Below are 12,407 nucleotides of genomic sequence, written 5' to 3'. Positions count from 1 at the left end.
CGATGTCCGACATGTTGTCATTACATTGTTATTGATTATCATCCATGTCGGTCATGTTGTCATTGTATTGTTATTGACCATCATCCATGTTGGTCATGTTGTCATTATATTGTTATTGACCATCATCCATGTTGGTCGTGTTGTCATTACATTGTTGTTGACCATCATTCATGTCGACCATGTTGCTGTTTTACTGTTATTCATCATCATTTATGTTCGACATGTCGGCGTCTAACTGTTATGTGTTTAATTCGTTTGAAAGAAGGTATTTCCTTGTTTATTTTGAATTTTTTAAGTATATAGGTTAATTAAATAATAAGCACGATTCAAGTCGTACTTATTATTTAAAATGTTTCTATTTTTGATTAAATGCGCTAAAGCATAATCAAAAGTAGCACTTAAGTCGCACTTAATGTATAAAGGGGGAATTATAAATGAAAATTGGAAGAAAAGTAGCGGATTTCGGAAATAGTTTTAATAATTTCATGGTTGACGGTTATTATATTGAACTTGCAACGAATGTAGTTAAGATTTCAAAGAAACAAGCTGAGGATTTACTTGTTGATCGTATTTCTAAACCAGAAGATTTACTGGATAGATTACTAATTTCCACTGAAATCGAAGGTGAAGAGTCTTACTATTTAGTTGGGCAATTGGCTGAAGATAATCAGTTAGCAAACTCACATGTAAATAAGATGCACGATAAAATAAATAGTCCTATCCCATACGTATGCTTTTTAGGAGCAATTGCATATTATCATGCCCTTAATGCTGATCAAGAAGATAATGAAATTGAAATTGAACACATGAGTATGATGCTTCCAATTTGGCTTTTAAAACGCGAAGAGAAATTTAGCATTGCCCATAAAAAAATGGAAGAAAGATTTAACGGTGAACATAAAGTTAAAGTGTTAACACCAGGAATGGAGAAAGAACTAACTATTACAGTCCAATCAGCAAAATGTAGAAATGAATCAGAAGTTGCTAGACATTCTTTAAAATATAAAATGGTTTCAAAAGATCAGAATACAAATGTAATTAGTATTGAAAAGCGCTATGAATCTGAGCGATTCGATGACTATGAAGTAGTTTTAACTGACATTGGTGGCGGTTCTACAGATGCTGTGCGATTGGGTAAAGGGCTTACTACACCTAAGCACAGAGATTCTTTCCAAGTTATCGATATTGAGCCATTCTTGGGATACCTAGAACGCTTTAGAAAAGAAAAATTGATTCAATACTTTAAGGATCTAAGAACATTAGAGAAATTTATAGTTAATAAATATAAAGTACAAAAGTATGTACTATCGAATGAAAATACTGGTGAAGAATATGATTTTACAAATGAAATTGTAGAGGCACTGAAAGAATATGCAAGAATTTTAGTTGCTAAAATTCTTGATGTATTCATCCCATCTAGTACGAATACAGTATTGAAATTCATTTATATCGGAGGCGAAGCACCCGTTTTAGAACCATACATCCGTCTCGCTTTATTGAATCATATGTCTGAAATGGCTGCTAAAAACAATCACTTCTTCTTGAACGATATTATTCAAAATAGCGACAAAGAAGTATTTGCTCCAACTTCACGTACAATTAATCTAACTGCATTAGAATTAAAAGTAATTGATGAAATGAAGGGACAGCTAGCTTAAAATAAAAGGACGTGCTGATAATGGCTACAAATAGAAAAATGGCATTACATGCTGATAATATGCCTGAAGATGTATATAGGATCCTTAATGAAAAAGCTAATAGTAGACAATTAACAGCATTTGTTGTTGAACTGGTACAAAATGAAAAACGTTATGAGCAACTACTACAGAAATTAGATAATGTAGAACAGAGATTAAATCTTTTAGATACAGTTGAGAATAAATTGAATCTTTTGCTTACTAATGGATTTGTTTCCGCACAGAGACAAGAAGATTTAAAAACAGAGGAGCCCATATTGCAAGAAGGTAAAATTATTGACGCCAGGGTAGTACTTGGTGGGATTTCTGAAGAAGATAACGAAGAGCTCGATTTCTAACTAATAAAGAAGACCTTTAGGTATAATCCTAAGGTCTTCTTATAATTGTGTGACCTAAAAATCTGTTGAATTGAACTAGCCCCCACTTAACACCCTTATGGGTTGTTAAGTGGGGGCTTCCTACGAACACCAAAGTATCCTTCGGTTATCCTATTAGGCTTATCCCGTATTTCCTACGGTTAATACGAAATTCGTACGGTATCACAATCTTATTTTGATTTTTTGACATCTAAAAATAGACTTGGTTTTGATAGTACGGATCCCACTGACATAAGTCATCTGTCCCCTTTAGGGATGGGAGTGTCAAAATGAAGTAGTCCTGATATGACGGCTATGATCCCCTTCATAATATAGATATATCCCTATTTCTATAATTGGATATTCCCCTATCCCTCTACTTTTAATATTAGAAAGGGTGGTATAAGGGGCGTCTCTGAACAATTACTGCTTCTATTGTATGTACTGCATATCACTATTATAATCTCTCTCAATATAGATATATCCCTATTTCTATAATTGGATATTTCCCTATCTCTCTACTTTTGTTATCAGAAATGGAGGCATAGGGGGCGTCTTTGAACAATTACTGCTTCTATTGTATGTAACACATATCACTATTATAATCTCTCTCAATATAGATATATGTAGAAGCGAATTTATCCGGAATCTGAAAATGTGTAGAATCCAATACACGAATACGACGAAAATAGTTAGTATACATGGTTGTAATTTTGTTAGTGGAACACAATTGTTGATGAAGTACATACGCTAGTATTTGTTGTAAAAACTGTACAGCCTGAGAATTAAATCGTTGATTGAGTCCTTCTGGACTCATAGAAATACCTGTATTAGCTTCTAATCGACTACATAATTGTGCCAATGAAGTATGAGCTATATTTTGGCTTAATCAAACACATAGAGCTACTAAATCTTGTGCATGATATTTACTTTTTCGCTGAATAAACCCTATCTCTCTAGCTAATTGTTCTAAGACATCAGCTAACATATATCGTTGTAACTCTTTAGAAAATAATTCTAGTTTATCAAAAATCGATAAGTTTATGCCAAATACGCCATCCTTTCCTACGATTCTACAGAAAGAATAACGTATTTTTTCATTTTAAAGAAATTTAATTTTGTTAGCTTGATAATGATGTGACGCTACCCCATGCCCATCAACTTAAGAATTTTATAACGCCCCAAAACAAAAACTGTATATTTTCACCTGGTGGTGTCAATTTTATCGTTTTGGGATATTTGCTTTTCTTAGCTCGATGGTGATGTATGGTGACCCCATATAGAAGGTTTCTTCATTATGCACGAAGTGGGTTTTTAATTTTTAGAATATTGATATTGTTTGGAATCCGCATATGTATTATTATAAATAATGGTATATTAGTAAATTTTTGATACAGATTCTATTCAATCTCTAAAAATATGATTCTTGGAGGCGTTGTTGTGCGTAAAAAATGGAAAATCGGGCTAATGAGTACGCTTCTTGCCTGTACTACCTTCACATCTGTAGCATTTGCAGCAGAAAAGCCAGTCGATCAACCCAAATGGGAGGAATGGCTAAATGGACATGCAAAAAGATTAAATGAACCCACTTCCCAAACAACAGAAGATTTATCTTTTCTAAAAGAGGCCGTACAGGACAAGCGTATTGTTGTACTTGGCGAAAGTACGCATGGTGCTAAGGAAATGAATCAATCCAAAATACGTATGATTAAGTACTTACATGAAGAAATGGGATATGATGTAATTGCATTTGAATCAGGATTTGCAGAAGCAAGTACGGTTCAACAAAATTTTGATAACTTAACCGCTACTGAAGCGATGAAACAATCTTTAGAAGGTGTATGGCAAACAGAGGAAGTTGAACAATTGTTTACCTATATGAAAGAACAAAAAGAAAAAGGAAAGCCACTAACATTAGCTGGTTTTGATATCAATTTGTTTTATAGATCTTCATTCCACTCGTATGCGAAAGACTGGTTGCAAAAACTAAGTCCTGAAGTGGCATCTGAATTTGATGCAGCAGTAACAGAGTTGATTAAACTGGATAAGTATTACAATGGTTATGACGGTACATATCCCTATGATCAATATAAAATAGAAATACAACCTGTTATCAACAAGTTTGAAAATGTGAGAACTTTTATTCAGAATCATAAAGCTGAATTGACTCAAGTTGCACCTCACCCTACGTATGATGTGAATTTCCTTGAGAAATCAATCAATATACGGATTGATGCGATTAAAACACATCTAGATGCTTATATGAAATTTAGAGGTGGCATCTTCTCTACTAATGTTAGAGACTACGCTGATTATATCCGAGATCAAAAAATGGCTCAAAACCTAGCATGGCTCACTGAAATGCAATATAAAAACAAAAAAATTATTGTATGGGGACATAATTATCATATTCGGAAACAAAATTCGAAAATGATATTAGACTATACGAAGTTGCAGCAATACAATTTTGTAGGCCCTAATATGATGGATTATCTTCCGCAGCGCATCAAAAACCAAATGTACACGATTGGCGTATTTGCGTATAGTGGGAGCAGTTGGAACTCTGCCAATAACAAAATTGTTCCTGTACATACCGAACATGAAGAACAAAGTGTAGAAAAAATAATAAGCACCGTTGGAAGTCCAAATGTCTTTGTAAACTTAAAAGGAGAAAGTAACCGACCAGAAACGTCATGGATGTTTACCCCAACTGCAGCAAGTTACTGGGGGGTCAAAAAGCAAGAAGAAATCATGATTCCTATCGAACAATATGATGGCATTTTATGGTTAGAAAAGACTTCGCCTTCTGTTCTTAAATAAAAGAGAGAGCGTCCTTACATGTTAAGGATGCTCTTTTTCTTGTCATGATTGTACGTAAACAACATTTGATTGGATTCATTCCCTATAGAAAATACTAACAATCAAACAATATATTCATTATAGGTGTGCAGAGATAATAAAGTTGTTTAATTTTGTTCTTAGAAATAAAAGAACCACATGTCTTTCAAATCGACAGTTAGAGTTAAAGTTGTTTAAAAATCTTAATCATTAAACAGAACCATGATTAAAAGAAATAATAAATTTTTTTAAAATTTATCTTTATATACCTGTCTTTGTATAAAAAAGTTCTTTACTAATAAGTAGTGTAATTACTGCGTTTTTCAACTTAGTAAAGGACTTTTTTATCCCAACTCAATTTTTCGGACGATGTCTATATTACTTGATTGAAGACTATTTTTGCTTTGTTCATATCTCCTAATCAACCATTTCCCAAAATTGAGATGCTACTTTGGAAATTCTTTTGTCTTTTAATTTTACTATTACAGGCTCTAGGTGAAAATCAAATTGTTTCAATTCAAAAAGCGTTGTATGTTCTAAAAATGGTGATGTGTAATCCATTCTTGGAATGACGGATAAGCCTAGCCCTTTACTAACAAGTGATACAACCATACTTATATCTTTACACTCGATAATGATATTTGGCTTGACTTGATGTTCATCAAACGCTTTGAGTAGGTTTTCATTGAAAGAGAGTCCTTCCATTGCTCCTAGCATAATGAATGGGAATTTCGCAATCTGTTCAATCGTCACATGCTGTGATGAAAACGATGTTGCCCAACTTGTTGGAATAATCACAGCGGTTGGTTGTTTTTTTAATATTTTCATCTCATATTGTTCACTACTGCCCAATCGTAAAAGTAAGGCAACATCAATTTCTCTTTGTTCTAGTCTTTTTAATAATTCTTCTGAATTTCCAGTTACTATATTCATTTTAACATTAGGATATTTTGTTCTAAACGTACTAACATAGTCAATGAGCATATTCGAACATGTAGACGATACACCAATACTTACTGTTCCACCTATACCTTGTTCAATTTCTTGAATTTGCTGCTTTACATCTTGCACTTGCATTAGCATTTGAGTGGCATATTGATATAGTATTTCACCTGTTTCTGTAAGCTCCCATTTTTGACGGTATCGATGAATTAAAGTTGTACCAAGATCAGTTTCGAGCTTTTTTAATAATTGACTAAGTGGTGGCTGCGCGATATGGAGCACTTCTGCTGCTTTAGAAATACTTCCTTGTTTCACAATTTCTTTAAAGTAATATAATTGTCGAAAATCCATTATATGTTTTTTCATATGATTAGTATATCATATATATATTTTTCATATGTTTAATTTGGCGTTATAGTTAATTTTGTAGCTATAGTGTTTATATGAATAATATTAACTAGGAAGTGAGAGATAATATGAAACATCGGAACAGAACCTTGAAGCGCATCCACTTGTACGTGCTCGGGTTATTTTTTATGTCAATTGGCATTAGTATGTCGATTCAAGCAGGATTTGGTGTATCGCCTGTGTCATCATTAGCATATGCAAGTACGCTAACGGTTGGTTTATCGATTGGTGTGACAATGGCGCTTGCAAATGTTTTATACATTATTATTCAAGTCATATTAAGTAAACGAATGAATCTCAATGAATTTGTGAGTCAATTCATTATTTCGTTTTTATTTGGATTCTTCATGGATGCAACACTCTTCCTTGTACAACTTTTCCCTACACCTGAAACTATCTTTGCTCGAAGTGTGTATTTGATTGTTAGTTTATTTGTTATAGCGTTCGGTTTAATGGGCTATACAACAGCGAAACTGCCATTAATGCCGTATGATGCGTTAACTTATGCAATTAGTGAAAAATTTAATTTGAAATTCGGTAAAGCAAAAATTTTGAGCGATTTTATAAACATTTGTGTAGCTGGTGCAATCTGTATAGTTTTCATTCAATCATTAGGCTCAATCGGAATCGGTACACTAATTGCCGCCTATTTTATCGGCAAAATTTTAGGGTGGATGATACCGTATTATCAACCAACTCTTCAACAATGGGTATTTAAAACAGAGAAGGCTGCCTAAGAAATCATAATAAAGTACAGGAAAAATAGATGAATCAAATTCCTCAGCCGAAATCAAATAATGAATTTTGCACCTTACAAAGTGCCAGTCCACATTAGGAATGGCACTTCTTTATTACTGCCTTTTCTTCGACCTTCTATCACTTTGCTTAAATGATAAAACAAACATCGTATTAAAACTAACCTGCCGTTTAGTTAAAGAAGGATTTTTAAACAACTTTTTTATTCAGTAAAGAACTTTTTAATCGGCTAACAATAGGGGAGCGTCACACCGCCATCAAGCTAAAAAAATACAACTACTCCCAGAACGAAATTTTGTGCTAACTTGTAACAAAAAAGCTCATTTTTTCATTTTGGGGTAATTCTGAATTCTTAAGTTGATGGGCATGTGTCATAGGGGGAGTCTTTGAAAAAATTTCTGATTCTATTATTTGTACCACATATCACGACTATAATCTTCTTTTGATATAGATATATCCCTATTTCTATAATTGGATATTTCCCTATACTCCCACTTTTATTATTATAAATGGTGGTATAAGGGGAGCCTTTGAAAAATTTCTGATTCTATTGTATGTACCACATATCACTATTATAATCTCCCTCACAATATAGATATATCCCTATTTCTATAATTGAATGTTTCCCTATACCTCTACTTTTGTTATCAGAAATGGAGGTATAGGGGAGCCTTTGAAAATTACTGATTCCATTGTATGTACCACATATCACGACTATAATCTTCTTTCGATATAGATATATCCCTATTTCCATAATTGGATATTTCCCTATATATCTTCTTTTGTTATCAGAAATGGAGGTATGGGGGAGCCTTTGAAAATTACTGATTCCATTGTATGTACCACATATCACGACTATAATCTTCTTTCGATATAGATATATCCCTATTTCTATAATTGGATATTTCCCTATATATCTTCTTTTGTTATCAGAAATGGAGGTATGGGAGAGCCTTTGAAAATTACTGATTCCATTGTATGTACCAATTATCACGACTATAATCTTCTTTTTAATATAGATATATCCCTATTTCTATAATTGAATATTTCTCTTTACCTCTACTTTTATTATTAAAAATAGGGGGTTAATGGGCGCCTTTGGAAATTACTGATTCCATTGTATGTACCAATTATCACGACTATAGTCTTCTTTACAATATAGATATATCCCTACCTACGCTATCAAAAATATTGAAGTAGGTCATGGTCATCAAGTTACACTTACGCAACGTCAATTATAGGAATGGGGGGGCTTTTTTTTACTGGTAACATCAATTCTCTCGTTTTGGGGTATTTGCTTTTCTTAGCTTGATGAGCATGGGATATGGGGATATAAGGACTTTTTCAAAAAAATGAATAGAGTGGTATAAATGACAGATTCTATTGCATGTACCACATATCACTGCTATAATCTTCTTTGTAACATAGAAATATCCCTATTTCTATAATTAGATATTTCCCTATTTTTTCTAATCTTTTCACTAAGATATAGAAATAGGGACATAGGGAAATATTCCGGAAAATAAATGGAGTGGTATAAATGGCTATTACAATTACTGTTGGAAATTATAAAGGGGGCGTTGGTAAAACCACTAATGCTGTATTAAACTCTTATGAATTCGCAAAAAAAGGGAAACGAACTTTACTTGTTGATCTTGATCCACAGAGTAATGCAACAAAATCTCTAATGCTAACAAAATCTATCCTTAATCCTGACGAAAAGGTAACTTTAAATAAAACATTGATGAAAGGGATTCAAGAGGGGAATTTAGATGGATTAGAAGTTGAAATAACGGAAAATTTACATTTAATTCCTTCTTATGTTGATTTTCAAGATTTCGCAAAATTTCTATATAAATCGTGTTCTTCGGAAGAAGAAGAAGATTTCTACTTTAAGGGATTACTTGAGAAAATAAAACATAAATACGATTACATATTTATCGATGTTCCACCTATGTCAATTGAAGTTACAAAAAATGCAGTTGTAGCTTCTGATTATGTTCTTATAACTCTACAAACACAAGAACGTTCTCTTACAGGTGCAGAGAACTACATTAACCAGCTAATAAAATTAAAAGAGCAATATGATCTTGATATTGAAGTTGTAGGTATTCTTCCAGTGCTATTAAAAAATAATGGTAAAGTGGATGAATACATTATGGAAAATGCTCGTGAAATTTTTGGTGAAGAAAACCTATTTGAAAATATCGTTCCACAGATGGAACGTATTAAAAGGTTTGATGTTAACGGTATTACTGAAAATGATAGACATGATTTAAATGTAATAGAACTATACGAAAAAATTAGTGATGAATTATTATCTCGTATCAATGTTTTTGAAAGTATGAAGGTTGGTGTATAACATGGCAAGAACTCCTGGATTATTAGGCAGAAAAAAGAGCAATTTTGACCCAACAGATCCTTATATCCCAAACGAGGATTCAGTTGTAACAAAAAGTGGCGAAGATACTCCTACTTTTCCACCTAAAAATGAGCAAGAACAAGTAAATCAGCAGGAACAAAAGACGGAGCAAACACCAGAGAAAAAGAAATTTAAAAACCAACAAGGCAGTATTAAAATTTCTAGTCAATCTAAGGAAGAGCTTGGAGCACTAATGAAACTTACTAATACGAAATATGCTCATGAAATAATAGATTTACTTATACATCATTATGTAGAAAATCAATTAACTCCCGAACAGAAAAGGAAATTTAAATTATTAACAGAGATTTAGAAATATAGAAATATCCCTACGTGGAAATAGGGATATTTCTATATTTTTTGATTTTAAAAAATATCATCACCAGCACTTCCTCCACAACCTTTTCTTCTCTCCACTGCAATTTCCTCATGATATACCTTATGTAAATTGATAATAAGGTTATTTAATTTCGATAAAAAATATAAGAGCCTTGCTATATTTTTTTATAGCAAGGCTCTTATAAGTTGTTTAATTCATGTTGAACCAAAGTACCTGTTACTCTATTTAGTTAGATAAGTAATTTATTAGAAAAATTACTAATTGCCTGAATAGCTAATTCCAACCCTTTTATCTCTTCAAGATCAGAAATATCATTCTAGTTTCATTGTTGTAGTCTATCGTTTTTGACATCAATGATTTAACGAATTTACCGAAAGAATTCTCCTTCCTCAAGCGTGTGAAGGGCGATAGTCCAACGGTAGGTGGACGATGAATTTCGGTTTGGCATAGCCAAAAACTTTTGATAAACTAGCTATATGAAGTTCTTTGATAACTTGATATATGAGGTTGCAGGAAGAAAATAGAGTGCGAAAACCAAGCCATTCGGTTCCTGCGTAAAATATCAACCGTACCAAAAGAGCATCCAAGCGTTGGACATCTAGGGGTGGAACACCCCGAAGTAACGCTCAGGGAGACGAAAGGTTACTTTCGTCGTGGAACTGAGAAGCTCCCACTTCAAGCTTAGCTAAGTGGCGAGTAGTTCACGCACTATCCGTTAATTTTATAGTTCTATTACTTGTATCACATATCATCCCTGTGCCCCTCTCCCACAGTATAGAAATATCCCTATTTCTATATATCCCTGATTTTTTTATCAAAAATAGCGAAGATACTCCTGTTTCTTCACCTGAAAACGAGTAAAGACAAGTGAATGTATGGAATTTAAAAACCAATAGGGCGGTTTTTAAACTTCTAGCCAATCTCATGACTCATGAAGAGCTTGGAACACTAATGAAGCTCACTATTAAGAAATATACTCATGAAATAATAGATTTACTTATACATCATTATGTAGAAAATCAATTAACTCCCGAACAGAAAAGGAAATTTAAATTATTAACAGAGATTTAGAAATATAATCACCAGAGCTTCTTCCACGACTTTCTCTTCCCTCTCATCACCGCAATTCCCTTATGATATTCCCTCATCAATCGCTTTGTCACTTAAGCTAACTATTTTATATCTTCTTTGTACTTGGCTACATTAACACACCATTACTTTTGAGCTAGTAGCGTCATTCTTTTTATTTCTTCAAATGTAGCTTCTGTAGCTTTGAAATAAAGTTTGATCAAGTTAACATTAATAACACTGATATAAAAGAAAATAAGAAGAGCATGTTTTGAACAAAGATTGATCAAAATATGCTCTTCTCATATTTATTCAAATTATTCTTTTATAAAAAAGATTGATTATTTTTGTTCCTTGCTTAACTAATAAGTATGTTAGTGGAACATTAATTATTTTTCAATATTGTTCTTTTAGCTTTTTTAATAATTCTACTAGTCGACTTTATGTCAGTATCCTTTGTCCATTCTTCACACAGGTTAATCACCCAATCCGGTTTGGTTTTACTTGCATCATTTAACCAGTTTCCAACTGAATCTTGGACATATTTTGATGGATCTGATTTAAGTAAATTAAGAATGGGAAGTGCTTTATCTGGTTCTTGTTTTAATATTTCAATATGCTTACTCCATACACCCCGAGGACGAATAGATTCTACAGAGAACCTGCGAATATTCTCATCTTCACTTTTTGCCCAGTCTACTAACAATTCCACACTTTTTTCTATATTTTGTGAAAGGTCTTCTCTAATAGACATCCAAGCAATTTCTCGAACACCAAAATGACGATCCGCTGCAAAAGGGCGAATGTACTTCAATTTATCTTTTAATGTGTTATTTGGTTTTTTATTCATAAACGCTGCCCAACATCGTACACTATCTGAGATGTGATTAGAGAATTTTAACAGTAAGTCTTCCTTTTTTCTTTCACTCTCTTTGAATATAACTTTATCCAATAAATTTCCTGTCATTCGTATGACTTTCATTCCAGTTTCAACGTTCTGTTTTTCCAATTCAGCTATTACAAATTCTAAACTATCTTTAAGTCCTATTGAAGGCAAGACATTTTTAAGTAATTCAATATGGTTTATAGCTAGCCATTCTGTTAAATTAACACTTTCTAATTTCCCTTGCTGTAGTAATTGTAATACCTCATTAGGAATTTCGCTTGCTCTCTTGGCTCCTTTCCTGTTTAAGATAATTTCTGCTTCTTTCACTACCATTTAATTCCCTCCTCACAATAATATCTTCAAATAGAAATTCAATAAATAGGAGTAGCTTCCCTTCGTCCTCATTCTTATATTATTTTGTTCCTTTAGTTGAATAAGAGAAACAAAAAAACTGCTTTGATAATATAGGCTTTTGATTAAACTTTTTTTATAAACGGTACGACTTTCTTATAAACAGTACAACATTATTTCAAATCCACAGCTTCGAAATAATGTTTGTTCAAATTGATACTAATAACCTTGATAGATGAGCAAAAAGAAAAAGCGTGTTTTGAAAAAAGATTGATTAAAACACACTCTTTCTTTATTTAATTTATAGAACTGAAGGTATAGGGGAGGGCTTTGGATAAGTTAC

The 12,407-nt window shown here is 32.7% G+C and carries 8 protein-coding genes and 1 pseudogene; 6 read left to right on the top strand and 3 right to left on the bottom strand.

What is annotated here, in order from left to right; translation table 11 throughout:
- The first annotated feature begins 434 nt into the window (after positions 1–434).
- Positions 435–1,658 (top strand): ParM/StbA family protein, encoded by a 1,224-nt coding sequence (locus tag COC96_RS23030; protein ID WP_088233080.1) that lies wholly within the window; start codon positions 435–437, stop codon positions 1,656–1,658.
- 20 nt (positions 1,659–1,678) lie between these two features.
- Positions 1,679–2,035, top strand: coding sequence for a hypothetical protein (locus COC96_RS23025; RefSeq protein WP_098769440.1), 357 nt, complete (start codon positions 1,679–1,681; stop codon positions 2,033–2,035).
- Between the two features lie 640 nt (positions 2,036–2,675).
- On the opposite strand, the pseudogene COC96_RS23020 reads toward COC96_RS23025, so the two are convergent.
- Positions 2,676–3,098: pseudogene (locus COC96_RS23020) on the bottom strand (IS4 family transposase); the annotation flags it as partial.
- A 395-nt stretch (positions 3,099–3,493) separates the two neighbouring features.
- On the opposite strand from COC96_RS23020, the gene COC96_RS23015 reads away from it, so the two are divergent.
- On the top strand, positions 3,494–4,873 hold the full coding sequence (locus COC96_RS23015) for an erythromycin esterase family protein (RefSeq protein WP_098769438.1): 1,380 nt from the start codon (positions 3,494–3,496) through the stop codon (positions 4,871–4,873).
- Positions 4,874–5,308: 435 nt separating this feature from the next.
- Here COC96_RS23015 and COC96_RS23010 read toward each other — a convergent pair whose 3' ends face one another.
- Positions 5,309–6,184 carry a LysR family transcriptional regulator gene (locus COC96_RS23010; RefSeq protein ID WP_098769436.1) on the bottom strand — a complete coding sequence of 292 codons (876 nt, stop codon included), beginning with the start codon at positions 6,182–6,184 and terminating at the stop codon, positions 5,309–5,311.
- A 125-nt stretch (positions 6,185–6,309) separates the two neighbouring features.
- On the opposite strand from COC96_RS23010, the gene COC96_RS23005 reads away from it, so the two are divergent.
- The 3 genes from COC96_RS23005 (at position 6,310) to COC96_RS22990 (ending at position 9,732) form a co-directional block, all read left to right on the top strand.
- On the top strand, positions 6,310–6,978 hold the full coding sequence (locus COC96_RS23005) for a YczE/YyaS/YitT family protein (protein ID WP_098769434.1): 669 nt from the start codon (positions 6,310–6,312) through the stop codon (positions 6,976–6,978).
- Positions 6,979–8,537: 1,559 nt separating this feature from the next.
- Positions 8,538–9,359, top strand: a complete 822-nt coding sequence (locus COC96_RS22995; RefSeq protein WP_001018645.1) for a ParA family protein — start codon at positions 8,538–8,540, stop codon at positions 9,357–9,359.
- Between the two features lies 1 nt (position 9,360).
- Positions 9,361–9,732 (top strand): hypothetical protein, encoded by a 372-nt coding sequence (locus tag COC96_RS22990; RefSeq protein WP_098268488.1) that lies wholly within the window; start codon positions 9,361–9,363, stop codon positions 9,730–9,732.
- A gap of 1,480 nt (positions 9,733–11,212) precedes the next feature.
- On the opposite strand, the gene COC96_RS22975 is transcribed toward COC96_RS22990, so the two are convergent.
- Entirely contained in the window at positions 11,213–12,046 is an 834-nt protein-coding gene (locus COC96_RS22975; RefSeq protein ID WP_098769430.1) for a DNA alkylation repair protein, read from the bottom strand.
- Between the last annotated feature and the right edge of the window lie 361 nt (positions 12,047–12,407).

Origin of the sequence: Bacillus cereus, from assembly GCF_002577405.1 — a bacterium.
GTDB lineage: Bacteria > Bacillota > Bacilli > Bacillales > Bacillaceae_G > Bacillus_A > Bacillus_A cereus_AU.
This window is presented reverse-complemented; position numbering and strand designations above follow the sequence as displayed.

Excerpts from the sequence above, each read along its gene's own strand:
- COC96_RS23030 (WP_088233080.1), top strand. The coding sequence starts at position 435 with ATGAAAATTGGAAGAAAAGTAGCGGATTTCGGAAATAGTTTTAATAAT.
- COC96_RS23025 (WP_098769440.1), top strand. The coding sequence starts at position 1,679 with ATGGCTACAAATAGAAAAATGGCATTACATGCTGATAATATGCCTGAA.
- COC96_RS23010 (WP_098769436.1), bottom strand. The coding sequence starts at position 6,184 with ATGGATTTTCGACAATTATATTACTTTAAAGAAATTGTGAAACAAGGA.
- COC96_RS23005 (WP_098769434.1), top strand. The coding sequence starts at position 6,310 with ATGAAACATCGGAACAGAACCTTGAAGCGCATCCACTTGTACGTGCTC.
- COC96_RS22995 (WP_001018645.1), top strand. The coding sequence starts at position 8,538 with ATGGCTATTACAATTACTGTTGGAAATTATAAAGGGGGCGTTGGTAAA.
- COC96_RS22990 (WP_098268488.1), top strand. The coding sequence starts at position 9,361 with ATGGCAAGAACTCCTGGATTATTAGGCAGAAAAAAGAGCAATTTTGAC.
- COC96_RS22975 (WP_098769430.1), bottom strand. The coding sequence starts at position 12,046 with ATGGTAGTGAAAGAAGCAGAAATTATCTTAAACAGGAAAGGAGCCAAG.